This is a genomic window from Variovorax sp. UC122_21, assembly GCF_044056785.1.
Classification (GTDB): Bacteria; Pseudomonadota; Gammaproteobacteria; order Burkholderiales; family Burkholderiaceae_C; genus Variovorax.
The window spans coordinates 1,404,924-1,430,647 of the sequence record NZ_CP172003.1; the positions used below are offsets into that span (position 1 = coordinate 1,404,924).

22 protein-coding genes and 5 pseudogenes are annotated in these 25,724 nt (G+C 62.7%); 21 read left to right on the forward strand and 6 right to left on the reverse strand.

The genetic code is table 11. The features are described from left to right. Nucleotides 1-3: 3 nt before the first annotated feature. Genes ACHMXE_RS07235 through ACHMXE_RS07245 form a run of 3 tightly spaced genes read left to right on the forward strand, consistent with a single transcriptional unit; the run spans nt 4 to nt 3,178 of the window. On the forward strand, nt 4-1,389 hold the full coding sequence (locus ACHMXE_RS07235; RefSeq protein WP_395345160.1) for a 3-isopropylmalate dehydratase large subunit: 1,386 nt from the start codon (nt 4-6) through the stop codon (nt 1,387-1,389). Beyond that, entirely contained in the window at nt 1,386-2,012 is a 627-nt protein-coding gene (gene leuD / locus ACHMXE_RS07240; RefSeq protein ID WP_395345162.1) for a 3-isopropylmalate dehydratase small subunit, read from the forward strand. Before ACHMXE_RS07235 ends, leuD begins: the two co-directional genes overlap by 4 nt. Next, entirely contained in the window at nt 2,009-3,178 is a 1,170-nt protein-coding gene (locus ACHMXE_RS07245) for a CapA family protein (RefSeq protein ID WP_395345164.1), read from the forward strand. Before leuD ends, ACHMXE_RS07245 begins: the two co-directional genes overlap by 4 nt. Here the strand turns inward: ACHMXE_RS07245 and ACHMXE_RS07250 are convergent. Continuing rightward, complete coding sequence (locus ACHMXE_RS07250; protein WP_203208079.1) at nt 3,138-3,416, reverse strand: hypothetical protein; 279 nt, start codon at nt 3,414-3,416, stop codon at nt 3,138-3,140. The genes ACHMXE_RS07245 and ACHMXE_RS07250 overlap by 41 nt on opposite strands. Before the next feature lie 543 nt (nt 3,417-3,959). Between ACHMXE_RS07250 and ACHMXE_RS07255 the strand changes: the two genes are divergently transcribed. The 5 genes from ACHMXE_RS07255 (at nt 3,960) to ACHMXE_RS07275 (ending at nt 6,191) form a co-directional block, all read left to right on the forward strand. Continuing rightward, nucleotides 3,960-4,367, forward strand: a complete 408-nt coding sequence (locus ACHMXE_RS07255; protein ID WP_203208078.1) for a hypothetical protein — start codon at nt 3,960-3,962, stop codon at nt 4,365-4,367. A 101-nt stretch (nt 4,368-4,468) separates the two neighbouring features. Then, nucleotides 4,469-4,768, forward strand: a complete 300-nt coding sequence (locus tag ACHMXE_RS07260; protein ID WP_203208077.1) for a hypothetical protein — start codon at nt 4,469-4,471, stop codon at nt 4,766-4,768. A gap of 44 nt (nt 4,769-4,812) precedes the next feature. Further along, nucleotides 4,813-5,229, forward strand: a complete 417-nt coding sequence (locus ACHMXE_RS07265; protein WP_395345167.1) for a hypothetical protein — start codon at nt 4,813-4,815, stop codon at nt 5,227-5,229. Between the two features lie 130 nt (nt 5,230-5,359). Beyond that, nucleotides 5,360-5,878 (forward strand): hypothetical protein, encoded by a 519-nt coding sequence (locus ACHMXE_RS07270; RefSeq protein ID WP_203208075.1) that lies wholly within the window; start codon nt 5,360-5,362, stop codon nt 5,876-5,878. A 124-nt stretch (nt 5,879-6,002) separates the two neighbouring features. Then, the gene (locus ACHMXE_RS07275) at nt 6,003-6,191 is read left to right on the forward strand and encodes a hypothetical protein (RefSeq protein WP_395345169.1); all 189 of its coding nucleotides are present in this window, start codon (nt 6,003-6,005) and stop codon (nt 6,189-6,191) included. 870 nt (nt 6,192-7,061) lie between these two features. Here ACHMXE_RS07275 and ACHMXE_RS07280 read toward each other — a convergent pair. After that, nucleotides 7,062-7,943, reverse strand: a complete 882-nt coding sequence (locus ACHMXE_RS07280; RefSeq protein ID WP_203208073.1) for a LysR family transcriptional regulator — start codon at nt 7,941-7,943, stop codon at nt 7,062-7,064. 221 nt (nt 7,944-8,164) lie between these two features. On the opposite strand from ACHMXE_RS07280, the gene ACHMXE_RS07285 reads away from it, so the two are divergent. The 3 genes and pseudogenes from ACHMXE_RS07285 to ACHMXE_RS07295 form a co-directional block, all read left to right on the forward strand. Continuing rightward, complete coding sequence (locus ACHMXE_RS07285; protein ID WP_203208072.1) at nt 8,165-8,938, forward strand: SDR family oxidoreductase; 774 nt, start codon at nt 8,165-8,167, stop codon at nt 8,936-8,938. 21 nt (nt 8,939-8,959) lie between these two features. Then, nucleotides 8,960-10,038 (forward strand): annotated as a pseudogene (locus ACHMXE_RS07290) (polysaccharide deacetylase family protein). A gap of 211 nt (nt 10,039-10,249) precedes the next feature. Continuing rightward, a pseudogene (locus ACHMXE_RS07295) lies at nt 10,250-10,525 on the forward strand (transposase domain-containing protein); the annotation flags it as partial. Nucleotides 10,526-10,614: 89 nt separating this feature from the next. Here the strand turns inward: ACHMXE_RS07295 and ACHMXE_RS07300 are convergent. Next, nucleotides 10,615-11,514, reverse strand: a complete 900-nt coding sequence (locus ACHMXE_RS07300) for a LysR family transcriptional regulator (RefSeq protein WP_203208070.1) — start codon at nt 11,512-11,514, stop codon at nt 10,615-10,617. A 97-nt stretch (nt 11,515-11,611) separates the two neighbouring features. Here ACHMXE_RS07300 and ACHMXE_RS07305 point away from each other — a divergent pair, with 97 nt between their 5' ends. From ACHMXE_RS07305 to ACHMXE_RS07315, 3 genes are read left to right on the forward strand one after another with little or no spacing between them, the layout of a single operon-like run. Further along, nucleotides 11,612-12,595: a tripartite tricarboxylate transporter substrate binding protein gene (locus ACHMXE_RS07305; RefSeq protein ID WP_203208069.1), complete on the forward strand. Its 984-nt coding sequence runs from the start codon at nt 11,612-11,614 to the stop codon at nt 12,593-12,595. A 15-nt stretch (nt 12,596-12,610) separates the two neighbouring features. Beyond that, complete coding sequence (locus tag ACHMXE_RS07310) at nt 12,611-13,192, forward strand: hypothetical protein (protein WP_395345172.1); 582 nt, start codon at nt 12,611-12,613, stop codon at nt 13,190-13,192. Between the two features lie 57 nt (nt 13,193-13,249). Continuing rightward, nucleotides 13,250-14,560 carry an aconitase family protein gene (locus ACHMXE_RS07315; protein ID WP_395345174.1) on the forward strand — a complete coding sequence of 437 codons (1,311 nt, stop codon included), beginning with the start codon at nt 13,250-13,252 and terminating at the stop codon, nt 14,558-14,560. 822 nt (nt 14,561-15,382) lie between these two features. Here ACHMXE_RS07315 and ACHMXE_RS07320 read toward each other — a convergent pair. Then, nucleotides 15,383-16,438, reverse strand: coding sequence for a GlxA family transcriptional regulator (locus ACHMXE_RS07320; protein WP_203208067.1), 1,056 nt, complete (start codon nt 16,436-16,438; stop codon nt 15,383-15,385). Nucleotides 16,439-16,526: 88 nt separating this feature from the next. On the opposite strand from ACHMXE_RS07320, the pseudogene ACHMXE_RS07325 reads away from it, so the two are divergent. The 7 genes and pseudogenes from ACHMXE_RS07325 (at nt 16,527) to ACHMXE_RS07355 (ending at nt 22,727) form a co-directional block, all read left to right on the forward strand. After that, nucleotides 16,527-17,224 (forward strand): annotated as a pseudogene (locus ACHMXE_RS07325) (DJ-1/PfpI family protein). A gap of 29 nt (nt 17,225-17,253) precedes the next feature. Beyond that, nucleotides 17,254-18,354 (forward strand): ABC transporter substrate-binding protein, encoded by a 1,101-nt coding sequence (locus ACHMXE_RS07330; RefSeq protein WP_395345177.1) that lies wholly within the window; start codon nt 17,254-17,256, stop codon nt 18,352-18,354. Then, nucleotides 18,338-18,469 carry a hypothetical protein gene (locus ACHMXE_RS07335; protein WP_395345179.1) on the forward strand — a complete coding sequence of 44 codons (132 nt, stop codon included), beginning with the start codon at nt 18,338-18,340 and terminating at the stop codon, nt 18,467-18,469. The genes ACHMXE_RS07330 and ACHMXE_RS07335 overlap by 17 nt, the downstream gene beginning before the upstream one ends. Continuing rightward, nucleotides 18,469-19,228 (forward strand): annotated as a pseudogene (locus ACHMXE_RS07340) (ABC transporter ATP-binding protein). The gene ACHMXE_RS07335 and the pseudogene ACHMXE_RS07340 overlap by 1 nt, the downstream one beginning before the upstream one ends. Before the next feature lie 2 nt (nt 19,229-19,230). Then, complete coding sequence (locus tag ACHMXE_RS07345; RefSeq protein WP_203208063.1) at nt 19,231-19,959, forward strand: ABC transporter ATP-binding protein; 729 nt, start codon at nt 19,231-19,233, stop codon at nt 19,957-19,959. Continuing rightward, nucleotides 19,952-21,862 (forward strand): ABC transporter permease, encoded by a 1,911-nt coding sequence (locus tag ACHMXE_RS07350; protein WP_203208062.1) that lies wholly within the window; start codon nt 19,952-19,954, stop codon nt 21,860-21,862. The genes ACHMXE_RS07345 and ACHMXE_RS07350 overlap by 8 nt, the downstream gene beginning before the upstream one ends. A 115-nt stretch (nt 21,863-21,977) precedes the next feature. Then, nucleotides 21,978-22,727 carry a DJ-1/PfpI family protein gene (locus ACHMXE_RS07355; protein WP_395345181.1) on the forward strand — a complete coding sequence of 250 codons (750 nt, stop codon included), beginning with the start codon at nt 21,978-21,980 and terminating at the stop codon, nt 22,725-22,727. Between the two features lie 151 nt (nt 22,728-22,878). On the opposite strand, the pseudogene ACHMXE_RS07360 reads toward ACHMXE_RS07355, so the two are convergent. Both ACHMXE_RS07360 and ACHMXE_RS07365 read right to left on the reverse strand, forming a co-directional pair. Further along, a pseudogene (locus tag ACHMXE_RS07360) lies at nt 22,879-24,344 on the reverse strand (amidohydrolase family protein). Then, nucleotides 24,292-25,608 (reverse strand): NAD(P)/FAD-dependent oxidoreductase, encoded by a 1,317-nt coding sequence (locus tag ACHMXE_RS07365; RefSeq protein ID WP_395345183.1) that lies wholly within the window; start codon nt 25,606-25,608, stop codon nt 24,292-24,294. Before ACHMXE_RS07365 ends, ACHMXE_RS07360 begins: the two are co-directional and overlap by 53 nt. Between the last annotated feature and the right edge of the window lie 116 nt (nt 25,609-25,724).

Consider the following 25,724-nt stretch of genomic DNA (forward strand, 5'->3'; position numbering starts at 1 on the left):
CACATGCCATCCACCACACTGGACAAGATTTGGAACGCGCACAGAATCAAGTCCTCGGCCGATGGCCTGGACCTGCTCTTCGTGGACCGCCACTACCTGACAGACCTGAGCGGCACGCTCGGCCTGGAGGACTTGCAGGCGGCGCGCCGCCCCATCCGGCGACCCGACCTGAGCGTGGCCATTCCCGATCACATGATCGAAACCGAGCCCAACGGCGAGGCGGTAACGCTGCCGGCCAACCGCCGGTTCGTGGAACCGCTGAAGCAGTTGTCCGCGCAGGCCTCGATCCAGCATCTCGGCCGCGAGTCGGGACGGCAGGGCATCGTCCATGTCACCGCGCTGGAAGACGGCCTGACCTTGCCCGGGCTGCTGGTGGTCTGCGGTGACAGCCACACGACGACCCACGGCGCGGTCGGCGCGCTGGCGTTGGGCATCGGCTCCACCGAGGTGGCGCACGTGCTGGCCACGCAGGCGATCTGGGCGAAAAAGCCGCACCAGGCCAGGGTCCGCCTGATCGGGCGAACCGGCGCGGGCGTATTTGCAAAGGACATCGCGCTGGCTCTGATCGCCAGCCTGCAGGCAGACTTCGGCCGCGAGCATGCGCTGGCCTTCGAGGGCGAGGCTGTGGACCGCATGTCCATCGAGGAGCGCGCGACGCTTTGCAACATGGCGGTTGAACTTGGCGCCCGCATCGGCTACGTCGTGCCCGACGAGACCACCTTCAGCTACCTCGCGGGGGCGAGGTCGGCGCCGGTGGGCGACATGTGGGACGCCGCCGTCGAGGCATGGCGCGCGCTGCGGCCCGACGAGGGCGCGGTCTACAACAAGGAAGTCGAGTTCGACGTGTCCGGCCTGCTGCCGCAGATCACGTGGGGAACCAGCGTCCAGCATGGGATGGCGATCGACGCAGCCGTCCCCGGCGGCAGCGAACTGGAGGCGTCGCGCGCTTACATGGACGTCAAGCCGGGGCAGAAGCTGGAGGCCACGCCGATCCAGCACGTCTTCATCGGCTCATGCACGAACAGCCGCATCGAGGACCTGCGCATCGCCGCCGGCATTGCCCGCAAGGGCAAGGTGGCCAGCGGTGTGAGGGCCTGGGTGGTGCCGGGATCGCAGGCGGTGCAGCGGCAGGCCGAGGCGGAGGGGCTCGACGCGATCTTTCGCGAGGCCGGGTTCCAGTGGCGCAAGCCCGGCTGTTCCATGTGCGTGGGCACCAACGGCGACACCGTGCCTGCGGGCGAGCGCTGCGTGTCCACCTCCAACCGCAACTTCGTGGGCCGACAGGGCCCCGGCGCGCGGACCCACTTGGCCAGCCCGGCGACGGCCGCCGCCTCGGCGCTGGCCGGGAAGATCGCCGATCCCCGACCCCTGATGGATGCACTGCCATGACCGTCCCATTCCTTCGCCATTTCGGCCGCGCGGCCAGCCTGCCGCTGGACAACATCGACACCGACGTGATCATCCCGATGCAGCAGTTGCTGAGCGTGCCGCGCAGCGAGCTCGGGCGCTGCGCCTTCAATGCGCTGCGCTACGACGAACAAGGCAATGAGCGCGCGGATTTCCCGCTGAACACCTCCAAAGGGCGCGGCGCCAGCGTGATCGTGGCCGGCCGCAACTTCGGCTGCGGCAGCTCGCGCGAAGGTGCGGTCTATGCGCTGGCCGGCCTCGGTGTGCGCGTCATGGTCGCAAGTTCATATGGCGACATCTTCTACAGCAACTGTTTGAAGAACGGCATCCTGCCCATCATGCTTTCCCAAGCCGACCTGGACAGTGTCCACGAGGCCATCGCAGGCTCTCAGGAGCCGGTTGACGCCGCCATCGACCTGCAGGCGCAGCGGATTGCCCTCAGCACGGGCCTGTGGTTTCCCTTCGAGATCGACCCGGCGCACAGGCAGCGGCTGATCGACGGGACGGACGAGGTGGCGCTCACACTCCAGGCCGAAGATGACATCCGCCGCTTCGAGCAGGGTGACCGGATGGCCCGCCCTTGGGCGCAACGGGCGGACGCATGACGGACGGCCCGCAGCAGACCTCGGGGCTGGTTCGCCTCGTTGCCGTCGGCGATGTCTTCCTGAACCGCGACAACCCGGCGGAGTCGTTCGTCCACGTCGGCGAGCTCCTGAAGGCAGGAGACATCACCTTCGGCAATTCGGAAGGCACCTACGCGGTCAACCAGACACCTGACGCGCACATGATGGCCGCGATCATCGCGTCGCCCGACAACATCAACGCGCTGGCGCAGACCGGGTTCGACGTCATGTCGGTAGCTAACAACCACATCAACGACTGGGGCCGCGCGGGCATGCAGTCCAGCGTCGAACGGCTGCGCCGCAAGGGCATCCAGCCCGTCGGTTATGGACGCAACCTGGACAAAGCTTTTGCCCCGGTCCATGTGACATCCGACGGCAAGCGGGTGGCCTTCGTCGCCGCATCAATGATCGGTTCGTGGAACGCTGCGGCCACGGCCGATGGCGACGGCGTTGCCATGCTGGAGATCGAGACGGAGTACCACGACCTGCACCGGCAACCCGGCAGCCCGCCGCATGTGCGGTCACGGCCGACCGGAGCGGCCGCGGCGCGTGTGGCCCGCAGCTTCGAGGCCGCGAAGAAGGACGCGGACTTCGTCGTGGCAAGTTTTCACTGGGGCGTGCACTGCTTTCCCGCCAGCTTGGCGGAGTACGAAGGCATCCTGGCGCGGCTCGCCATCGACCATGGGGCGGACGTCGTGTTGGGGCACCACCAGCACATTCTCAAGGGCGTGGACTTCCACAAGGGCAAGCCCATCCTGCACGGGCTCGGCAACTTCGCATTCGACCTCGTGGACATCGAGAAGATCGCGTCGCCCGCCGCGGTGCGCGAGACCATCGAGATTTACGGCGAGTACGGCATTTTCTCGCGCGAGGGTTACTCGACCGTGCCCTTCCATGAGGAGTCGCGGATGACGGTGGTGGCCCATGTCGGGCTTCGGGCGGGTCACGACCCGGTCGTCGAACTGACGCCGTGCATGATCAACACGAAGGGCCAGCCGGTGCCGATTCCCGCGTCAGATGAAGCTGCGTTTGCCCGCTTCCTGGCCTATGTGAAGCGGATTCACTGGCTAGCGGATCTGGACAGTGACATCCGCCAGAACGGTGACCTCATTTCGATGCGGCCCGGCCCCCGTCATGCAGGACGGTGACGCAGGGCCAGCGGCCGTCATCCGGTGCGCATCTTGCGGCGCAGGCAGTGATGTCGACGGGCGCGACGACGCTGGGGGGCGATGCGACGTTGCAAACGTGCAGCAGTGACCAGGTGACCGTCAGGTCCTGCACCTTGCGCACGTCGATCGTCCCGGCGTCAATCATTTTCGACGGCGCCGAACACGGCAGTACGCTGTGGCCCACGCCATCCGCGGCGGCCTGAGTGCGGATGCGCACGGCATCGGCCTTCAGTACGATCTGAGTCGCGTGCCGGCATCGATCATGGCGGTGTCGAGCAGCCCCCGCCGTCTATGCGCAGAACTGTCCCGGAAAGTTCAGGAATGTGTTCCCGACTTCACGTGAGCTCAAGCTGATGGGCGAAAAGCTGTTCTAAGTTGTTGATTTGCTGAAGGATTTCCAGTGGAAACCATTTTCAGCCGCCGACTTCGCGGCTCGTCTCCAGATTGAAAGATCGAGCGCGTCCAAGCTGCTGTTGCGATAAGACGACTTATCGAAACAGCTGCGCTCCTTAAAGGGTCATGTCCGGCTGCCTGTGCGGAACGCCATGGAACATTCGAGAACGCGGCCACGCAGAATGCGCAGCTTGCGATCGATCGTCGAACTAAACGCAAGGATCCCCGCCGACGCGGCCGTGGCCTCTCTCGCCTGCTTCGCCGCTAGAGCGGCAAAATACAGCCACAAGCCACTTTCGGCCACAAGAGGACATCGAAGGAATTCGGCGAATGCCTTCAGAAGTTCTTCACCACACCAATCACCCACATGCCGTGCTATTCCCCTTGGAACGAGTACCTAGAGCTAGGTACCCCACAGTTTGAACAGGCGAAGGCTGTCGTCGTGGCCAAGCTCAGGGCGGTGACGCACATCATCGACTACTACTACCAATCACACGGCTTGCAACTGCCGGCACTTGCCGAAGGCACGGTGATCGATTCGCACCGCCAGCCTCGATCGCTGCGTGAGTTCGCCTTGCGCGAGATGATCTGCCACCACTTCTCCTGCGATGGGGTCGACTTCTGCTCCCTCTACGATGTTGCATCGTTGCTGAGTCCGCAGGTTGAAAAGGAGAGAGCCTATCTGGCGGTAGTGCTACCCTGTGCGACGCTTATGCGAACGCACAAGGAGCGCTTTGCGCCCTCAAGGAGGGCCGAGGATCGCCTTGACTTCTGAATCAATTTTTGCGGATCGGATTTGGGCCTGCCGGGGCCTGTCGGCGTGAGTCTGAATCCGGCCAGAACCGGACATTCACACTCACGGCTTGAAAGAAATCGATGGCTTGGATTCGAGACATCAACGGTCTCTACAACTTCATCGGCTATGTCGTGCTTTGCGCACCGGACAATTTTCCGGTCAGGGACTACCTTACGGCCGATCAGCAAATGACGCTGGATCGGGCGTTTGCTGAACTGCGCCACGGAGTCAAGTTGGTCATGGCTGACGCTCCCGACTTGCCGCGCATCAACGATTTGGAGAGCGTGCTCGACGAGGCGCTCGGCCTGTATCGAAGCGGAGAGATAGTTCGGGCGGCCCAAGGACTTCACGACTTTGAAGCGATGATCTTCAAGTCTTGAATCGGCCAAGAGCAGAAGTTTGGAGGGGCAATTTGTCATCCTTGATGTATCTCGAAGATGGGCGGGCACTGAACCGTTCCAATCTAGGCTACTGCGGCATGCTGGTCCTAATCGCTCGCGAAATTCCCGAACAGCACAAGAGGCTACGCACATGGTTGGAGGACCTCTCCGACCGAACTGCACCCTTCTGTGAGTTCGACATACGCGGGCTGTCGGACGAACATCGACAGACGTTTTGGACTGCCGCCGCTCGTGCTGGCGTGATCATCCGAGCGAAATACGGTGGCGACGCGATGCCGAATAACGCGTGGGCGGCGGAAAGCCTCCTGCATTTGTTGCGAATGCATAGCAGCATCGTGGCTGGCGAGCCGCCGTCGGCTCTTAACGATCTGGATATGACAACGCCGTATTCAGGTATGCCTGAAGATCTTCAACTGCTCTGGCGTGATGCGACAGCCTGACAGGTCTCGGCCCAATCGCCGCTTCGGGCCCCACTGCGGCGGCCGCGCGACCGGCTACAGTCGGCCAAGACCAGTCATTCGGGCCCTCAAATTTGCTCCAAGGCGGTCGTTCCTCCCATGCATCTACCTCATGCCAATTGACGTTCTGCTCTCGGTTCCCGCCGGCGGAAAGACCGCGCAGTATCTCTTGCTTTGCGCATCGCTTCGCGACGCCTTGAGCGTTGCGAAGGTGAGTGAGCAACTTCTGCTCATCGACGCGAAGTCCGCCTTGTTGCTCGAAGACGTCTACGGGCATACACATAAACCACCGGATTCTGATGAACTACTTTGGCGTACGGAGAACGCTCGTCCTGTATTGCACGAAGCCGACCTCCGCGATGGCGAAAAGGAGGGCTACCTCGGAAAGTGGAATCTGGATTTCCTTACATGGCTTCGACAAATTGCCGTCGCAGTTTCCGAACCGGTCGCGATCGAATACGAGCACGAACGTGGCGACACGCCCTATGAGTCGGCTTGGTGGACCTGCGACCCACTTTCGGAAACTGGCGAAGTCGAGACCTTTGGTATCCAGAGCAACGATGGAATAGACAAGCCCGAATGGCGTGCTGAGGTAGTACGTTGTGCAGATGGCCGCATCGAAATTCGCTGAACGAGGCGGCATACGGCCAGGACCGGTCACTTGGCGTCGGAGCCAGACACCCTCGGAAGCGGTCTAGTCATCTAAATCCGCGTTACGCAGCTCAGTGGCAGCATAGAAACATAGGAGGAATGCAATGGGATTACTTTCCGACTTCTTCGTCGCGAATGAAGGAGAAGCCGCGCGCTATGCGGACCGGATGAGCGAAGATGACCAGGGCAAGGCCATTGCATTGCAATTGCGCCCGGCTGAGTACAAAGGCTTCACCGACCTTGAAGTAGGCACTTTGTGGGCAATCCTGAGAAGGGAAGGAATGGGATGCTGACCTGCACGCGTTGGAAAGTGACGAGGGCGGCGATGAAGGGGACTCCTGGCTCTTCCGGTTCCCAGATCGGCTAGTCCAACTTCTTACTCACGTCGAACACTCGGCGCTTGATGCTGCACTCCCCCGATGGGCCGACACCGAGGAGCTTCAAGTGGATGTGGCGGAACTGCGACCTGTGGTGCTGGATCTTCAAAGACTCGCTAAACAGGCGATTGCTGAACAGAAGTCGCTGTATCTATGGGGTAGCTTATGAACGCCTCTCGGATCATCTGACCGACGACGACTTTGCGGGGTATTGAACTTCGGCTTTGTACCGATGGAGCCTCAGATACGTTGACGGCATTCGGCCAGGAGCAGACTCCCGGCAACGGCCGCTTCAGGGCAGTGAAATTTGGCGCCTCGATCCAAAATCAATGGTTCTAGAGCTCGGCGGCCACATGTGTGAGTGCTTGATCGCCGCGCACGCGACCACGGCCGGGCGCTAGCGTCCGAGATCCGCCGGGGTCTGGCGCACTTCCAAGATGCCCTGATCTTGCAGGGCGGCGACGGCGCCGTCCATCTCGTGCTGCGCCTACGGGACGCCGTGCGGTGGCACGCGTTCCAAGCGGCGCCGGCCAGCCACGGCGTGACGTTCGAGACAATCGATTGCGCCGCTGTCGGCCACTGGCCACGTTGAACATACTCTGGCCCCCGGGCATACGGACGCGGCGAGCCGGGCTATCGCGCTCGACGCGTTAGAGGCCACCCCGCGCGCGCTGCGTGACTGACGTCGAACAGCGATCGAGTCGCCAAGCTTCCCGCCGCACCGTGGAATGACCCAGTCATTGGGCTGTAGCGCTTACGACCGGAAGTCGACTGTCGAGTGCTTTTTCAGACGCGTTCCGCTAGACCGGCCGCGAAGTAGTCGGTCACCTGGCGCACGCGTGCCGGAATGAACTTTCGGTTGGGCCAGATGAGGCTGACATCCCGGGTTTCGCCGATGAACTGATCTAGCACTGTCACGACGCCCGCCGCGCGCAGGTCATCGGTGAACGAAGCCCGGTAGAACATCCCGATGCCCACGCCGGCCTGCACTGCCGACAGGATCGTGTCGACGGTGTTGGAGGCGAGGTTTCCGCCTACGCGCACGCTGAACGGCCCCTCGGGCCGGCTGAACGTCCACTGGTCGATGCCGTTATAGACGATGCAGTTGTGGTGCACGAGGTCCTCGGGCGTCTTCGGCACCCCGTGCCGCTCGAAGTAGTAGCGCGACCCCACACAGACCAGCGACGTGGTGGCCACGCGCTTGACCACGGCGTCGGGGCTGCGCAGCGGGCTGATGCGGATGGCTAGGTCGATGCCCTCGGTCAGCAGGTCCTGCACGCCATCCGTGAGCTTGAGCTCCAAGCGGAGCTTCGGATGCAGCGCCAGCAGTCGCGGCACGATGGGCAGCACGTGGAGGCGGCCGAAGGTGGTCGACGCCGCGATCCGCACCAGTCCCGAAAGCTCCCCCATGCTGCTCATGAGCTCGCCGTCCACCTGCGACATCTCGTCCAGCAGCGGCTTGATGCGCTCGTGGTACCGCCTCCCGGCCTCCGTCGGGGTCACGCTGCGCGTGGTGCGGTTGAGCAGCTGCGCGCCCAGCCTCCGCTCCAGCGCGCCGACGGACTTGCTGACCGCCGACTGGGATTCGCCGATGCGGCGGGCGGCGGCCGAGAAACCGCCGGCCTCGACAACCGCCGCGAAGGCGGTCAGCTCCTGGAATCGATCCATGGGGTGTGCCCTGTTGCGTGCGGCCGGGAGGTGGCAGCCGTGGCCGATGCTCCGCGACGGATTTATTCCAAAACGGACTAAGTGTAATCACGACGAGCCAGATTATCACCGACTTGGAAGCTAATTAGCATGACTGCAATGCCTCTGGATGGCATTGCACCCGTGAAGGCCGACGCCGCGGCGCCGGCTTACCCCGTGATCAGCGAACCAAGGAATTCAACATGACTTCAACAACCCACCCGCAAGCCGCGGCACCCGCCGTATCCACCTCCCTGGCAGGTAAGACGGTCGTCGTCGTCGGCGGCAAGTCCGGCATCGGCTTCGGCGTGGCGCAGGCCGCGCGGGCAGCGGGCGCGACGGCAGTCGTCGCCAGCCGCCGCCTCTCGTCGCCGCAGGAGCGTCCGGATCTCGCCGGCTTCCAGCAGGTGAGCCTGGATATCCGCGACGAGTCGAGCGTGAGAGCGGCGTTCGACGCCATCGGCGTGTTCGACCACCTGGTCGTCACCGCCGCGCCCGATCTCGGCACCTGGGGCGCGTTCATGGACGCGGACATGAGCGGCGCGCGCAGCTACATGGAGGGCAAGTACCTGGGCAGCTGGGCCTGCGCCCGCCATGGCTCGCCGCACCTGAACGCCGGCGGCACGATCACATTCCTGACCGGCGGCATGGCCGTGCGGCCGAAGGTCGGCTTCACCGCCGTCACATCGGCGTTCGCCGCGGTGGAGGCGCTGTCGGGCTCGCTCGCGATCGAGCTCGCACCCACCCGCGTGAACACGATTCGCCCCGGCTTCATCGACACCGACATGTGGGCCTTCCTGCCGGCCGAACATCGCGACGGCCTGCGCAAGAAGGTGGAAGAGACCTTCCCCGCGCGGCGCGCGGGAAAGCCTGAGGACGTGGGCCATGCCGCAGTCTTCCTCATGACCAATCCGTACGTGACCGGCACCGTGCTCGAGGTGGCCGGCGGCGAGAACCTGGTCGCCAGCGTTTCCTGAATCACCGACGAGGGGCACGACATGACCGAATTCGATCTTTCCTTACGCGGCGCCGACGGGTTGCGAACGGGCCGCCGCTCCTTCCTGGCCCAGGCCGGCGGCGCCGTGGCCGGCGCGATCGCCACGGGCGCGCTGCTGGGCGATGCGCACGCGCAGTCCGCCGGCACGCCCGCGGGCCGCGCGCCCGACGGCGCGACACCGGCCGCCTCCCGCGGCGGTAAGGGCCTCTGGCCGAACGGTGCTCGCCTGGCGGTGAGCGTCTCGATGATGTTCGAGGGCGGCGGCCAGCCCATCTCGGGTGCCGCGGGGCCGATCCCGATTCCGATCGACAAAGGCGTGCCCGACCTGCCGACCAACGCCTTCTTCGCCTATGGCCGCTATGAAGGCATCCCGCGCGCGCTGGACCTGTTCGACAAGCACCGCATCAAGGTGTCGTCGTTCATGATCGGCGAGGCCATAAAGAACGCCCCCGACTTGGCCCAGGAGATCGTGCGCCGCGGCCACGAGGCGGCCGCTCACGGGCCCACCTGGAGCAATTCGTACAACCTCTCGCGCAGCGACGAGAAGCGCTTCATCGCGGAATCGGCCGAGATCATCCACAAGGTCACGGGCCAGCAGCCGGTGGGCTGGAACGCGTTCTTCTTGCGCAACTCGGTGCACATCCTCGAGACGCTGCAGGAACTCGGCTTCGTGTATCACATCGACGAGCCGAGCCGTGATGAGCCGTTCATCATTCCGGTCAACGGCAAGGACTTCGTGACGGTGCCGTATACGTTCCACCTGAACGACATCTCGGCCTACCCGTTCGAGGGCTACAACCCGATCGCCTACGAGCAGGCGTTGAAAACGAATTCGACCAGCTCTACGAAGAAGGCGCGAATGGGCGGCGCATGATGCTTGTGGGATTCCACGACCGCATTAACGGACACGCCAACCGCATCCGGGTGCTGGATCGGTTCTTCACCTACGCGCGTTCCAAGCCGGACGTGTGGTTCGCGCGCAAGGACGAGATCGCCCGCTGGGTGCTGGCGCATCGCGAGGACACGCCTATCGTGCAGCGCGGCCCGGCCGCCATCTCGGGCCTGCCCGGGCCAGATTGATGCACGCGCCAATTCCAGATGCAACACTGCGGAGTTCTTGGGCGGTATCCTCAGTCGGCAGCAGCTGACTGTCACGAGTGTCCGGTCTCGGGCAGTACGATCGGTGGCTCGAGTGTCGCATACGGGCCCATAGCCGACATACGAGGTTCTCGAAAGCGGACGCTCGCTGAATGTTCGGTTCAGAGCACGCCTTACAGCTGCTTCGGGCCCTTACTTGCTGAGCAACTGGATGGCGCTGACGCGCTTCGTGACCGAGGGTCGAGTCGAGGCCCACAACAACGCCGCAGAGCGCGCTGCGCGACGTCGCGATCGGACGCAAGAAATTGCTGCACCTCGGCTCGGACAACGGCGGGATCAGCGCTGTGGTGATCTACACCTTGATAAGCTCGGCCAAGCTCGCCAGTATTGACCCACAGGCCTACCTACGCCACGTGCTCGAGCGCATCGCCGATCTCCCATCAACCGCATAGACGAGCTGCAGCCGTGGGCGGTCGCCAGCGAAACTTTCGGCTCTAATGCGACGTCCGCGCGAGCGGCCAGAAGACTCGCAGTGACCCTAGCATTCGATAAAGCCGCTTACTCGGTGAGCCGCTGCCGCAACGCTTCTGCCACCAGCAGTGCAGCGCGAGATACATAAGGCTCCTTTCGAAAGCAAATGACGAAGCGTCGCCGCGCCCACTGATCCGAAAGAGGTATGAGCTTGACAGGAAGATCCCTCGCGAATGGCTCCGCGACCTCCGCAGTCAAGATTGCGACCCCGAACCCGGCCGCCGCAATGCGCACCACTGCCTCGAAGCTTTGCACCTCGATGTGGGCGGCAATGCTCTTGCCTGTTACCGCAGCATACCGGCGTAGCATGATTTCCATCATGCTGCCTGGCATTGCGCTAATGTGCTCATAGTCCAAGGTCTCGCTGAACGCGACTGAGCTTCGCCGCGAGAGTGGATGACGGTTCTGCACCACCACGCAGGCATGGTCTTCGCGATAGGGAATTGCCTCCAGTTCGGAAAGGTCGGCAGCATCCCAGCAGATGCCTAGGTCAGCGCTCCCCTCGCGCACAAGACGTACCATTTCGGTGGACGCAGCCTGCTTCAGTCGAATCTTGAGTGACTGGTGTTGTTGAAGCACGGTGACGATGTCCTGAGGCAGGCTGCTAGAAAGGGGCGCTAGGCCGGAGAGGATGGTCACGCTTCCTTCGCCGCCATGAGCCAGGTCGGACATTGCGGTGCGCATTCGCTCCATGCTGCCTAGCACCTCCCGGGCGTGCCGTGCGAGCGCTTGGCCGGCTTCCGTTGCCTCCATTCCTCGAGCGCCGCGGCGCAACAGGGTAAGTCCAACCTGGCTTTCCAGCGAAGCCATTCGCTTGCTGACTGCAGACGCCACAGTAGCCTCACGGTCTGCGCACCTGACGATGCTTCCCTCCTCGCACACAGAAAGAAAAAGGCGAAGCGTGTACGGGTCGAAGTCTGATCGCATGAATTTTCCCTTTCGGAAAACACTATGCACGAAATGCCATCTCCCGGCCTGTAGGGCAATCTAGAGTTGTCTCTCCCACAGAAAGACGGAGACAAAAATGCCAGTTCCTTTAAAGGTCATCGCTGTCGGCTCACTTGCTTGCAGCTTGGCGGCAGTTGCAATGCCTGCACCGGCGGAAGAGACCTATCCCGCAAAGCCGATCACGCTCGTCGTGCCCTTTGCGACGGGAGGAAGCGCCGACATCCTCGCACGTGTGCTAGGGAACGTCGTCGGGGAGTTGCTCAAGCAATCCATCATCGTAGACAACCGGTCGGGGGCTGGCGGCTTGGTCGGCACGAGCCTGGTAGCGAAGGCACCTGCAGATGGATACACCCTACTTCTCGCAACAGACAGCTTGTACGCCATCAACCCAGCGCTGTACGGGAAGAAAGCTGAAGAAGCAATATCTGCCCTGACTCCAGTGGTGCATCTCGCCGAGGCCCCGCTGGTGATCGCCATCAACAATGAATCGCCAGCGAACGATTTCCCCAGCTTTCTTGCGTGGGCTAGATCGAGCCCTAAGCCGCTCAGCTTCGGGACTCCTGGGATCGGCACCGACCATCATCTGCTCGGAGAGCTCATCAGCAAAGCTACCAAGGCGCCGTTGAATCATGTGCCATACCGGGGTGCGGGCGCGGCCCTTGGCGACTTAGCCGGCAAGCAGATCGATTCGCTCATCACCCTGGTTTCAACCGCGCAACCTATGTTGAGCGCGGGTCGAATCAAGCTGATCGGGGTGGCGTCGACGCAGCCCTATGCACCGCTACCGCAGCTATCTCCAATCGGGCAGACCCTCAAAGGCACAGACATGCTCGTCAGCTACAGCTTGATGGCACCTGCCAGTACGCCGCCGGCGGTTGTGGCCAAGCTGAATGAAGCTTTCAACGAGGCGATGAAGCGTCCAATTGTCAGCAGCAAACTCTCGGAACTGGGCCTCACACCCACAGGAGGATCGCCCAAGGTCTTCGCCGAGCGAATGAAGTCCGAGAGGAAACAGCGCGAAGGTATCGTCCGTGACGCCAACGTGAGGCTTGTCGAATAGTCAGATCGGGAACACATGGAAAAGATAAATTTCTCCGGCCGAATCCTCTTCCTGGCTGAGGATCCCCACCTTATCGAGCGGCAGCTCCAAGGCGAAGATCTCCGCCTCGCAGAGGCCGGGAAGCTGCGCGACGATGTGTCGACCGATGAAATCACGCCGGGCTGGACGTGCTTCTACGTCGACGAAACCTTGGGACGCTACCCCTACGTCGGATTGACGTGCGGCGGCAGGCGACCGGTTCAGGCCGATGACGTGAAACGCGGTGGCTTCACGGTCACAGTCGCCGGCGCCCGCTATGGAAAAGGATCCTCGCGAGAGGCAAGTCCTTACGCGGAGCGCGTGGCAGGAATCCGCCTTGTGATCGCAAAAAAGTTTGAGCGCATCTACCGTCAGAACTGCCACAACCTAGGGATCTACACCTCAAATGACTTTGCACTGATCGATCGCATTCAGGCAGGAGAAGAAATCCCTGTTGCCGAGCTCGTCGAAGGCCTCGACTCGGTCACGACCGAAATCCTCTGGCGTGGAGGGCTCTTCAATTTCACCAAAGCGCGTCAGAACGGCCAGATTGAATTACCCGAGCCGAACTCCCAATGAAGCCCATGAGCTTTGTCGAAAAAATCATGGCACGTTCAGCGCTCAGCGCTTCGGCGGGTGCTGAAGCCAGTCAGCAAATTCATTTCCTTTCGCGTCGACTGGCGCTACTCCCATGACTACGTGACAGGCATGTGTGCTGCGTTCATGGAGAAGGCCATGGGCTCCCGAGTGCAGCTGCACGATGTCTCGTCCATCAAATGCTTCGCTGACCATCTCGTCTACGTGCCGCAGACGATGTCGGCCGAAAAACGAGCAATGGGACTGCTCGACTCCGCGATGGCCATGGGCGTCATGCAGCACAAATTCTGCGAGCGCTATGGCGTACAGCTTCACCACCACGCCCCGGGCCGCAGCGGCGCCGAAGGTATCTGCCACTCGATCATGACCGAGCGCTACGTCTTGCCGGGACAAGTGGCAATTGGCACCGACTCGCACACGCCGCACTGTGGAGCGCTCGGCGCGTTCGCGTTCGGCGTCGGAGCGACTGAGATGGCCAATGCCTGGATCACCGGCGACGTAAGAGTAGCCACGCCCAAAGTATGCCGCGTCAGGCTCGACGGTCGCCTCAACGCCCACGTCGATGCCAAGGATGTCGTCCTGCATTTGCTGCAGCTCGACGAGATCAAGAGCGGCGCTCTTGTCGGCCTAGTCTTCGAGTACTGCGGAGAGGCCGTGTTGCACATGACCACCGATGCCCGAGCGACGCTGACCAACATGGTGGCCGAGATCGGCGGAATGACCGGCCTGATCGCCCCGGACGATGAGACGGTGAGATTTCTGCGCGAGCGCCGGGGCGTGGATTTTGTCTTGGAAGATTGGATGCACAGCGATGCAGAGGCACTGTATGCCCACGAGATCGTCGTCGACTGTTCCAGCCTCACGCCGATGGTTGCACTGCCTGGAGACCCAGGTCAGGGCGTTCCAGTCTCTTCTCTGGAGGCCGCCGTCCCGGTGGACATTGCCTATGGTGGATCTTGCACCGGCGGCAAGTTCGAGGACATCGCGGCTTATCACGAAGTACTCGCTTGGGGCGTCGAGCGCGGACTGCGGATCGCATCCGGGGTTCAGTTCTTCCTACAGTTCGGCAGCCAGGACGTTAGGCGTCGAAGTGAGCAAGCAGGGTTCGTACAGTTGTTCAAGGACCTCGGGGTCCAGCTTGTCGATCCGGGTTGTGGTGCTTGCATCAATGCGGGGCCCGGTGCATCCGAGCGGGCCGAGCAGATCACCATCAGCGCGATCAATCGCAATTTCCCCGGGCGCTCAGGGCCTGGCGCGCTTTGGTTAGGGAGTCCATCGACTGTTGCCGCGAGTGCGCTCGCCGGGCGGATCTTGAGTTTCGATCAGCTTCGCGATCAGGTGGAGTCCTGAGCAATGCGGCAATGGAACTTGTTGATGGCTACCAGAACTGCAATTGCTTGGCAGTGTACCCATGCTTGACCGAGTGTTGCGTCCCGCACGCTCCACAAGGAACGAGACTTCTATCGCTCAAGTCGTCCTTAGGACTGGTGAAGTAGCCGCCGATGGAGAGCCTAAGGTCGCAGCTCGTACATTTTGGCTCGGTTGGCATTCTCAGAAGTGCGAGTGTCGCAGCGAGCCAGTTTGGCCGAGCTAGCGACCGACCACTTTCGGCCGCATTCTGCCTGCCGCCTCATGCGTTGAACGCGACCCTCTGAGCGCTTAGGTCCACAAGCAAGACCGTCGGACTGTCGAGCTCGGCGCCCGTGTGTAACGACGTGAGGACGGCGGACCCATGCTCGGTGTCTTTCCCTCGCGCTCGCTCAGCACACGGTCAGGCTGGATGTCCAGGAGCGAACCTTACATTCCGCTGGACTTTGCAAACTTCAGGGCAAGCACTTTTGCCTGAGAGGCCGCCTTATCCCGGGAGAGGCACCGAATGGAGTTGGATATGAGCTTTGAAACTGAGGGGTCGCAGCGAAGGTCGGCATCTGGCCGACTGTAGCCGGTCGCGCGGCCGTCGCACCCGCTGCACCAGGGCTTCAAGCCCTTTGCCCAGTCCCTCTACATCGATCCGTCGGAAGATCTCAATGCTCCGCCCACGCCCATCTTTGGACAAGCTTTTAGAGCCAGCGAGCAGCCTTCGTGAGCAAGCTCCTGGTCATTTGCCTCCCACGTTGAAGCATCGGGGCCCTCCACCTACCCAATTGAGAAAGGCACTATTGGTGGACACCTTCAGACAACACGCTGGCTTGCCAGCACTCCTTGTGCCGCGGGATCCTGCGCGTAGTTCGTACTTTTGCCATCCGGCCGCGACGCCGCTTGCGTGCGGCAATGCAGTTCGCGGAACAGCAGCGGTGTCATGCCGAAGCGCCGCTCGAAGGCTTTGGACAGCTGTGCGCCCGTGAGGTAGCCTGTGCGCGCCGCGATCTCTTTCAGTGACATGCCGGCCGCGAGCAGGTTGCGTGTCTGGTCCAGCCGCAGCGTCTCGACGAAATGCGCGGGCGTCTCGCCCGTACTTTTGGTGAAGCGGCGTAAAAAGGTGCGCTCGGACATTGCCACTCTCTCGGCCAGGCGCGGCACGTCCAGCTGCTGCGTGAGGTTCTCGCGCATCCAGTCGATCAGAGCTGCGAAGGGTGCATCGGCATGCGACTGCGCTGTCAGCACCGGACTGAACTGCGATTGGTAGCCGGGCCGGCGCGCATAAAGCACCAAGCGCTTGGCGATCACGTGGGCGACGGCATTGCCCAGGTCTGCGGCCACCATTTCCAGGCTCATATCGATGCCCGTGGTAACGCCAGCGGAGGTCCACAGGCGCCCATCGTTGACGAACAGCGCGTTGGTGTCAACGGATACCCCAGGGCAGCGCTCGGCAAGGTTGCCACAGGCCGACCAATGGGTGGCCACGCGCTTTCCCTCTAGCAGGCCGAAATGTGCCAGCGCGAAGGTGCCGGTGCAGATGGAACCGTAGCGGCGCGCGCTCCTGCTTGCCTTGACGGCCCATCTGCGCACGGCATCGATGGCCACTAACTGCTGCAGGCCCGAATCATCGCCGCCGGCGATCAGCAAGGTGTCGACCTCACTGGCGGGCAGCTCCTGGACCGGCCGGGTCACCATGGCCACGGCGCTGCTGGTCTGCACGGTTCCGCCGTCGGCCGAAAGGATGTGCACCTTGTAGTGGGCCTTGCCCAGCGCGTCGTTGCCCGCCTCGAACACCATCGCCGGACCCGTCACGTCCAGCACTTGGCAGCCCGGAAAGGTCAGGATCGCAACGTTCAGCGGGTCAGACATTTGGCGGATATTAGCCTGCGTTTTGTCATTTACGCCAAAGCTGACGGCTCCAACAATTCGCCATCAACACGACGCCTACAACAGATTCATGACAAACCCTCTGCAAATTGGATTTCTGGTCTTCCCCGATGTCACGCAGCTCGACCTCACCGGCCCTGCGCAGGTGCTCAGCCGCGTGCCGGGTGCCCGGGTCCACCTGGCGTGGAAGACGCTCGAACCCCTGAAGACAGACGTGGGCTTCAGCCTCAACCCGACCACCAGCTTTGCGGATTGCCCGCCCCTGGACGTGCTGTGCGTGCCTGGTGGTATGGGCGTTGTCGGGCAGATCAATGATGCAGAGACGCTGGCCTTCCTGCGCCAGCAGGGCGCCAGCGCGCGCTACGTCACATCTGTCTGCAACGGCTCACTGCTGCTGGGCGCGGCGGGGCTGCTGCAGGGTTACCGGTCAACCTGCCACTGGATGTGGCGGCATTACCTGACGCAGTTCGGCGCCGAGCCTGTGGCTGCGCGCGTGGTGCGTGACCGTAACCGCCTTTCAGGCGCCGGGGTGACCTCTGGCATCGATTTCGCTTTTACCTTGGCCACCGAACTGGCCGGGAAGAAGCAGCGCGAATGATTCAGTTGGGCCTCGAGTACGACCCTCAGCCACCGCTGGACAGCGGCTCACCGGAAAAGGCCGGGGCCGATCGCGTCGCACGGGCGCGTGCGGTGCCGGCGGCATGGCTGCGGGACGTGGCTGAACCGCAGATTGCACAGGCCGCGCGCCGGCTCGCCACTATTCCCTGATCTCGAACCCACATCTCGAAGGAAGCCCCATGACACTCCGTACCTGCACCCTCGCGGCCGCATTGCTCACAGCGCTGCCATCCTTTGCACAGATCTCGGACGGCGTCGTCCGCTTGGGGGTCATCAACGACCAGTCCGGTCCCTACGCCGCGCTGACTGGCCCGGGTTCCGCGCTTGCGGTGCGCATGGCCGTGGAGGACATGAAGGCACAGCTTGGCGACACGAAGGTCGAAGTGCTGGTCGCCGACCATCAAAACAAGCCCGACGTAGGGCTGACCATCGTCAAGCGCTGGTTTGACGTGGACAAGGTGGATGCCGTGCTCGACATCGCCAATTCTGCAGTGGCGCTGGGCGTACAGTCCGTCATCAAGGAAAAGAACAAGATTGCGCTGTACGGCATCGTTGGCACGACCGAACTGACCGGCAAGCAGTGTGCCAAGACAGGCTTCTCATGGGTGCACGACTCCTACGCGCTGGTCTCCGGTCCCGCCCGCACCCTGACCAAGGCCGGGCACGACAGCTGGTACTTCGTGGCGGCCGATTTCGCATTCGGCAAGAACATGGTGCAGGAAGCCAAGAATTTCGTTAACGCCAGCGGCGGTAAGGTCGTGGGCGAGGTCTTCCATCCCATGGGCACCTCGGACTACAGCTCCTTTCTACTGCAGGCCCAGGCATCCAGTGCGAAGGTCGTCGCCTTTGCCAATGCCGGCGCGCAGTTGGTGAACTCGATGAAGCAATGGAAGGAGTTCGGCATGCAGGACGGCAAGCAGCGCCCCGTCTCGCTGTTGCTGTCAATCACCGATGTTCACGCGGCCGGTATCGATGTGATGCAGGGCCTGTCCGGCACCTCCGCTTGGTACTGGGATCGCAACGACGACACGCGCGCGTTCGCGCGCCGATTCTTCGAGCGGCACAAGGCCATGCCCACCGAGTCGCAAGCTGGCATGTACTCCGCCACTACGCACTACCTCAAGTCCGTGCTCGCCATCAAGACCGATGCGACCGATGCGGTGGCCGCGCAGATGCGCAAGACGCCGGTGAACGACATGTACGCGAAAAACGCCACATTGCGTGACGATGGCAAATTCGGCGCACGACTTCCTCCTGGTCACGGTGAAGTCCAAGACTGAATCCAAAGCCGCATGGGACTACTACAAGATCTCCGCCGTCATTCCTGCGAGCGAGGCCTACATCCCTCTGGCGCAGAGCGACTGCCCGCTGGTCGTGGCCGCCAAGGCGAAGTGATGCAGTCCGCCATCGGTGGATCGACCGTTCTCGTTGCGCGCGGCCTCACGCGTAGCTTTTCGGGCTTCACGGCTGTCAAGAACGTGGACCTTACCGTGAAGCACAACACTGTGCATTCCGTGATCGGCCCCAACGGCGCTGGCAAGAGTACGCTGTTCAATCTGCTCACACGCTTCCTGGAGCCAGATGCGGGCAGCATCGTCTACCGCGGCGCGGACGTCACGCGAATGCCGCCCGCGATGTTGGCGCGCCTCGGCGTGGTGCGCTCGTTCCAGATTTCCGCGGTGTTTCCGCATCTCACGGTGGCGCAGAACGTCTGCGTGCCGCTGCAGCGGCTATCGGGCTTGCAAAAGGTGTTCTGGCGCTCTACCTCATGCCTGAGCGCCTTGGACGACAAAGTCCATGGGCTGCTGCACCAGTTCGGCCTCAGCGATTGGGCCGATACCCTCGCGGGCGAACTGCCGTACGGCCGCAAGCGCGCGCTTGAGCTGGCGACGACCTTCGCACTGGAGCCGGAGCTCGCGCTGTTGGACGAACCGATGGCCGGCCTGGGCACGGAAGACGTGGCGCGCGTCACTGACCTCATCGCCGCGCAAGCCGGCGCGCGGACCATCGTGATGGTGGAGCACAACCTCAAGGTGGTCGAGCGGCTGTCCGATACCGTCACCGTGTTATGTCGCGGGAGAGGTGCTGGCAGAGGGAAGCTATGCGGAGGTGGCTGCCGACCCGCGCGTGCTCGAGGCCTACATCGGACACTGAATATGCACGACATCCACGACACACAGGCCCTCCTCGACGTGCGCAAGCTCAGCGCAGGCTACGCGGGCAACCAAGTGCTCGACGACGTGCAGTTCCATTTACTGCGCGGCGAGGTCGTGACGCTGTTGGGCCGCAACGGCGCAGGCAAATCGACCACGCTCAAGTGCCTGATGGGTTTCATCGCCGAGAAGACAGGCAGCATCACTTTCGAAGGCCAGCCCATCGTGCGTTGCCCTCCCGAGCAGATCGCCAAACTCGGCATGGCTTACTGCCCCGAGGAGCGCGGCATCTTTTCGCAGCTGAGCGTGCGCGAAAACCTCCTGCTGCCGCCCGTGCTGCGCGATGGCGGGCTCTCGCTGGACGAGGTGTACGCGCTTTTCCCCAACCTTCGCGAGCGCAGCGCCAGTCAGGGCACCAAGCTCTCGGGCGGCGAGCAGCAAATGCTGGCTATAGGCCGCATTCTGCGGACCGGGGCGAAGACCCTTCTTTTGGATGAACCTAGCGAGGGCTTGGCACCCGTAATCGTCAAACTCATAGCGCGCACCGTGCTGGAACTCAAGCGCCGCGGCTTCACCATCTTGCTGGTGGAGCAGAACCTGCGCTTCGCCGCAGAACTGGCCGACCGGCACTACGTCATGGAAACCGGCCGCGTGGTCGACATGCTGACGCGTGAAGACATGCAGCGCGACACTGGCCGCGTCGAGGCTTATTTGGGGATGGGACATGCTTGAATCGTTGGGACTGCTTTCTCCCGCGCTGTTCGGTCAGCTGTTGCTGGGCCTGATCAACGGCTCCTTCTATGCCATGATGAGCCTGGGCCTTGCCATCATCTTCGGCTTGCTCAACGTGGTGAACTTTGCGCATGGCGCGCAGTACATGATGGGCGCGTTCACGGCCTGGATGCTGCTGCAGTGGGCAGGTATTCCGTACGGGTGGGCGCTATTGCTTGCGCCTTTGATCGTGGGCCTTTCGGGTGTCGTGTTGGAGCGCTTGTTCGTGCGCCGGCTCTACCACCTGGACCATGTCTATGGGCTGCTGCTGACCTTTGGCATCACGCTCATCGTGGAGGGTCTGTATCGCAAGGCTTTCGGGTCCGCCGGGCTGCCTTACGCCAACCCCATGCCGGGTGGCTTGCGCACAGGTCTGGGCTACCTGCCCTACTACCGGCTCTGGGCGCTGTTTGCTTCGCTGTTGATCTGTCTGGCCACCTGGTATCTCATCGAGAAGACCCGGCTCGGGGCTTACCTGCGCGCCGCCATTGAGCGGCCCGATCTTGTGCGCAGCTTCGGCATCAACGTGCCGCGCATGGTCACGCTGGTTTACGGGTTCGGCGTGGGCTTGGCGGGGCTGGCCGGCGTGTTTGCCGCGCCTATCTACAACGTCAGCCCGACCATGGGCTCCAACCTCATCGTAGTTATCTTTGCAGTGGTAGTAATCGGCGGCATGGGCTCGATCAAGGGTGCCATTGTCACTGGTTACTTGCTGGGCCTGACAGAGGGCTTGGTGCGCTACTACTACCCACCGCTTTCGGACACCGTGGTTTTCATCATCATGGCGGCGGTGCTGCTCATCAAGCCGGCGGGTCTGTTCGGCAAGGGCGCTATCGCGCAGCACGCCAGCACCGCGCTCGACAGCAAGCCGCGCCGGATGCCTCAATGGAGAGCCCCGTTCCGCTGGGCGTTCCTGGCATTGGCGCTGGCGGCGCTGGCCACGGTGCCGTTCGTGCTGTACCCAGTGTTTCTGGTCAAGGTGCTGTGCTTCGCGGTGGCCGCCAGTGCAGTCAACCTGCTGCTGGGTTACATGGGCGTGCTGTCGTTCGGCCACGCCATGTTCTTCGGCTTCGCGGCTTACGTGGCCGGATACCTGGCCAAGGTCTGGGGCGTTACGCCAGAACTGGCCATCCTAGGGGCCACACTGGTGGCCACGGCTCTGGGGGCCGTGGTGGGGCTGCTTGCCATTCGTCTGCAGGGCATTTACTTCGCGATGTCGACGCTGGCCCTGGCGCAAATGGTCTACTTTTTTTGCTTGCAGGCGCCTTTCACGCATGGCGAAGATGGCATCCAAGATATCCCGCGCGGCATGGCTTTCGGCGTCTGGGACTTGAAGAGCGATCTGTCGGTCTATTTCTTCGTGCTGCTGGTATGCGGTGCGGCCTTGCTCATGGTCGCGCGACTGGTGCATTCACCTTACGGCCGCATCGTGGCCGCCGTGCGCGACAGCGAACCGCGCGCTGTCTCGCTGGGCTACAACGCCAACCGCATCAAGCTCTCGGTGTTTGTGTTCTCCGCTGCCATCACCGGTTTGGCCGGCGCCACTAAGGCCATTGCGGTACAGATCGCCACGTTGACCGACGTGGGCTGGCATATGTCGGGCGAATTGCTGTTGATGACTCTCGTAGGTGGCCTCGGGACCATCGTTGGCCCCATCGTTGGCGCGCTTGCGCTCATCAGTATGCAGACCTATATGTCTGAGCTACAGGATTGGGTGACCGTTGCGCAGGGCCTGGTGTTCTGCGTGGTGGTGCTGGCTTTCCGCGGCGGTATCGTGGGCAGCCTGGCGGGATCGTGGCGTCGGCCTTCGCAGCCGTCTGTACGTCAGGTGCTGACGCCTGCGGCGGAACCGACGATCCGATAAACACCAACAACAACGGCCACCATGTCTGGCCATGTAGAGCGCGGTAGGGGTTTCACGTGCACAGTGGGCATACCGCAACGACTTCTCACCAACGCCTGAGTGCAGGCTCCATGCTATGAACTCCAAAACTTCCCTACAGATCGGCGTGCTCGTGTTCGAGGGCATGACCTCGCTGGATGCGCTCGGACCCTTTGAGGTGCTGGCGCGTACGCCCGACAGCGTCTGCCACTTGGTCTGGAAAAGCCGCCAGCCAGTGAAATGCGACACCGGCCTGCTCGTCACGCCAACCATGTCGTTCTCCGAGGCGCCGCAGTTGGACGTGATCGTTGTGCCTGGGGGGCCAGGTCAAAACGATCTGATGGGCGACGACGAACTTCTGGACTTCTTGCGCCGGCAGGCACCTGGCGCGCAATGGGTCACCTCGGTCTGCACTGGCTCGTTGCTCCTGGCGGCGGCCGGGTTGCTCGATGGCTACAAGGCCACCTGCCATTGGCTGTCGCTCGACTTCCTGCGGATGTTTCCTGTGCTTGTCACGCCGCAACGCGTGGTGATTGATCGCAATCGCGTCACCGGCGCCGGCGTGACCTCGGGGCTTGACTTTGCTTTCGTATTGCTGGATCTGCTGCGCGGTGAGGATGTGGCCAAGAGGCTGCAACTGATGTTGGAATACGACCCGGCGCCGCCCTTCAACAGTGGGCACCCGAGCGTAGCGGATGCGGACACGCAGGCCGCGGTGAAGGTGATGGCAGGGGGCGATGCTGGCACGACGGGAAGCCGCGTGTGTAGAGGCCGTGCAGCGCAAAGCCGACTAGCAGATTCGACAGGTCTGCAAATTACGAACTTGTCTCGCGAGAGGTCGGTATGACACTGGCCGAATCTGAAGACAACGGCAGCAAACTGGCATACGTCGAAACCCTGAGGTTTTTCCGCGGCCGCTGAGCACTGTATCCAGTGCCCGCGTTGCCGCAGGCACACGCGCCTGGCCCTGGCAGTCCGCGACCCCGCGCGCGATTCGGCTACGGGCCTTCGACCGTTGCCGATGCTCGGCACAGCACTGCGCCGCGTCGTGCGCCGGTGTGAGCTCCCGCGCTCCAGGTCAGCGACCCATTGACGACGACGTGCGCGATGCCCTCCGCCGCCAGAGTCGGGTTTTCATAAGTCGCGCGGTCCTTGACCGTGTCGGCGTCGAAAACGACCAAGTCGGCATGGTGACCCTGCTTGATCTCGCCCCGATCGAGGAGCCCGAAGTTGCGAGCTGTCAGACCGGTCATCTTCCAGACTGCCGTCTCCAGGGGGAAGAGGGACAGATCGCGCGAGTAACGTCCCAGCACCCTTGGAAAGGTACCCACAACCGAGGATGGGGTTTGTTGCCGACGGGGATGCCGTCCGAGCCGATCATGGTTTCATCAAAAGCCATGATCTTCTGCATTTCGGTCTCGTCGATGAAGTGGTAGATCGCTGTACCGGGTCGCAGGCGTTCTGCAGCCTGGACGACGGACACACCCCATTCCTGCGCGATGTTGTCGAGGTCACGCCCGGCACACTCTGGATGCGGCTCGCTAGAAGCGATGGTGACCCGGTTCTTCAGCATGTCCGGGTCAGTCAGGATCATGGTGGAACCGGCGGTGTAGGGATAGCAATCCAGGCAGACCGGCTGCTTCTTCATGGTCTCGAGGATGAAGGGCAGCGTTTCGCGCGTCAGGCCGAAGTTGGCGCTGTGCATGACCTTGTGGTGCGAGACAAGGACTGTCACGCCCAGCGTGCGGCCGATGTGGAACGTCTCCTCCAGCGCGTCCATGACGCGATGGTCCTCATGTCGCATGTGGGTCACATACATGGCGCCGTGGCTGGCAAGCGGAGCGCAAACGCCGAGCACCTCCTCGGTGGTTGCATGCCGGGCTGGTGGATACCAGGTTCCGGTTGAAATTCCCAACGCGCCGGCTGCAAGTGCCTCCTCCAGCAGCAGCCGCATCTGGGCCACCTCGTCCGGCGTGGCGGCACGGTCCAGCGAATCCATCACGACGGCGCGCAAGGTGGTATGGCCGACCAACGGGACCACGTTCACGGACGATGGCGTGGCGCGCAATGCTGCCAGATAGGCTGCGAAGGTGCTGTAACGCTGGCTCGGCGGAGTCTGCAGGATGTCGATGGGCGAGGGCAAATGCATGTCGGTCTTCAGCGGCGCCGCGCTGAGTCCGCAATTCCCGGTGACGACCGTGGTAACGCCTTGCGAAACCTTAAAAATCATCTCCGCCTGGGACAGCACCGCTTGGTCATCGTGCGTGTGCGAGTCGATGAAGCCGGGAGCCACGATCATGCCCGTCGCGTCCAGGACCTCGTCGGCCGTGTGTGATCGCAGATCGCCCACCGCAGCGATACGGCCCTGTCGCACCCCCACGTCGCTGACGAAGCGAGGCGCTTTTGATCCGTCAATGACGGTGCCTCCGCGCACCAAAAGGTCGTAGTGTGGATATTTCGGCATAGATTCTCTCGAGGACTGGTGAACCGACCGTCAGCGCGCGAAGCGCTGCGGGGACGAAGGGCTGGTGGTCGATATAGGTCGCGCCGCCTTCTATCTGCTCAGCCAGAAGTCGCGCAGTGGCGGGCCCTAGCGTCAGTCCCTGGTGCGCATGACCAAAATTGAACCACAGGCCCTGGTGTAGATGGCCTTTGCCAATGACAGGCAACATGTCTGGCGTACATGGGCGGGCGCCCATCCAGGGTTGCGACTCCACCGTCTCCCCAAGGTCCAAAAGCTCGCGCACGATGCTGTTCGAACGATGCATCTGCACTGGTGTGGGGGACGCCCCGAGCCGCGCGAACTCGGCGCCTGTGGCCACGCGTAAGCCCTGTGACATGGGCGACAGCATGATGCCGTTCTCGGTGTCGAGCATTGGCTTCGCTAAAGTGGTCTTGATCCGGTAATGAAGGTGATAGCCGCGCTTGACGAACATTGGGAAGCGGTACCCCAAGCGCCGTACCAGCGCGTCCGACCAAGCGCCCATGGCCACGACCACCTGAGCAGAGGTCAACGACGATCCCACGTCCGTCGCACCCACGGCCCATCCGGCGCCATCGCTGCGCAGCGAATTCGCGTCCTCGCGGAGGATGGTCCCGCCGCGACGCTCGAACAGACGGGCGTAGCGCCGCACCAATTCACCGGGGTTGGACACGCTCCATGCGTCCTCCCAGAGGACGGCGCCGGCCATCCTTTGTTTGAGCGCAGGCGCTGCGGCCGCCAATTCTTCGCCGTCCATTACCTGGCAGTTCAATCCGTAGTTCGCGCGTATTCGCTGGACATCGGCAACCGCCTTGGCAAGGCGGTTGACACTGCGAAAGGCTTGGTGCCAGCCTTGCTTGCCGATCAGCGCGTCGGCGCCGGCCGCTGCGATCAGGGGTGCATGTGCCTCAGTGGAGTGGGCAATGAGGCTGCTGTGAGCCGCCACTGCGCGTGCATAGGGACCAGGTCGCGAATGGCGCCAGTAGCGCAGCAGTGGTGCCACCAGGCTTGGCAAGGCTTTGAAGTGATAGTAGATGGCGTTGGAGCGGCCAACCGCCGCGAGCAGCAGCGTGGCGAGGTCTTGCGGAAAACCATAGGGCTCTACCGCCTCTCGCTGGATCAGTCCCGCATTGCCGTACGAAGCTCGGGTGCCGGGCCCATGGGGATCCACCAGCACGACCGCATGGCCGCGTTCCTGCAGGGCAAGGGCGGTGCTGACACCAACGATACCCGCGCCAAGCACCATGAACTCCGATTTGTGCATTGGATATGAACACGTCCCAGCGTGCTTCGATACAGAGAGGGTCGCCCGGCGGCTGCTGGGCGGTGCGCGAATGCTAAGGCTCTTTTTTCATATATGCA

What these genes read in the sequence shown, in the direction of transcription:
- ACHMXE_RS07285 (WP_203208072.1), top strand. Translation starts at nt 8,165, where the DNA reads ATGACTTCAACAACCCACCCGCAAGCCGCGGCACCCGCCGTATCCACC.
- leuD (WP_395345162.1), top strand. Translation starts at nt 1,386, where the DNA reads ATGACCGTCCCATTCCTTCGCCATTTCGGCCGCGCGGCCAGCCTGCCG.
- ACHMXE_RS07275 (WP_395345169.1), top strand. Translation starts at nt 6,003, where the DNA reads ATGGGATTACTTTCCGACTTCTTCGTCGCGAATGAAGGAGAAGCCGCG.
- ACHMXE_RS07255 (WP_203208078.1), top strand. Translation starts at nt 3,960, where the DNA reads ATGCCGTGCTATTCCCCTTGGAACGAGTACCTAGAGCTAGGTACCCCA.
- ACHMXE_RS07265 (WP_395345167.1), top strand. Translation starts at nt 4,813, where the DNA reads ATGTATCTCGAAGATGGGCGGGCACTGAACCGTTCCAATCTAGGCTAC.
- ACHMXE_RS07300 (WP_203208070.1), bottom strand. Translation starts at nt 11,514, where the DNA reads ATGCGATCAGACTTCGACCCGTACACGCTTCGCCTTTTTCTTTCTGTG.
- ACHMXE_RS07235 (WP_395345160.1), top strand. Translation starts at nt 4, where the DNA reads ATGCCATCCACCACACTGGACAAGATTTGGAACGCGCACAGAATCAAG.
- ACHMXE_RS07260 (WP_203208077.1), top strand. Translation starts at nt 4,469, where the DNA reads ATGGCTTGGATTCGAGACATCAACGGTCTCTACAACTTCATCGGCTAT.
- ACHMXE_RS07355 (WP_395345181.1), top strand. Translation starts at nt 21,978, where the DNA reads ATGAACTCCAAAACTTCCCTACAGATCGGCGTGCTCGTGTTCGAGGGC.
- ACHMXE_RS07345 (WP_203208063.1), top strand. Translation starts at nt 19,231, where the DNA reads ATGCACGACATCCACGACACACAGGCCCTCCTCGACGTGCGCAAGCTC.
- ACHMXE_RS07330 (WP_395345177.1), top strand. Translation starts at nt 17,254, where the DNA reads ATGACACTCCGTACCTGCACCCTCGCGGCCGCATTGCTCACAGCGCTG.
- ACHMXE_RS07365 (WP_395345183.1), bottom strand. Translation starts at nt 25,608, where the DNA reads ATGGTGCTTGGCGCGGGTATCGTTGGTGTCAGCACCGCCCTTGCCCTG.
- ACHMXE_RS07270 (WP_203208075.1), top strand. Translation starts at nt 5,360, where the DNA reads ATGCCAATTGACGTTCTGCTCTCGGTTCCCGCCGGCGGAAAGACCGCG.
- ACHMXE_RS07310 (WP_395345172.1), top strand. Translation starts at nt 12,611, where the DNA reads ATGGAAAAGATAAATTTCTCCGGCCGAATCCTCTTCCTGGCTGAGGAT.
- ACHMXE_RS07305 (WP_203208069.1), top strand. Translation starts at nt 11,612, where the DNA reads ATGCCAGTTCCTTTAAAGGTCATCGCTGTCGGCTCACTTGCTTGCAGC.
- ACHMXE_RS07320 (WP_203208067.1), bottom strand. Translation starts at nt 16,438, where the DNA reads ATGTCTGACCCGCTGAACGTTGCGATCCTGACCTTTCCGGGCTGCCAA.
- ACHMXE_RS07245 (WP_395345164.1), top strand. Translation starts at nt 2,009, where the DNA reads ATGACGGACGGCCCGCAGCAGACCTCGGGGCTGGTTCGCCTCGTTGCC.
- ACHMXE_RS07350 (WP_203208062.1), top strand. Translation starts at nt 19,952, where the DNA reads ATGCTTGAATCGTTGGGACTGCTTTCTCCCGCGCTGTTCGGTCAGCTG.
- ACHMXE_RS07280 (WP_203208073.1), bottom strand. Translation starts at nt 7,943, where the DNA reads ATGGATCGATTCCAGGAGCTGACCGCCTTCGCGGCGGTTGTCGAGGCC.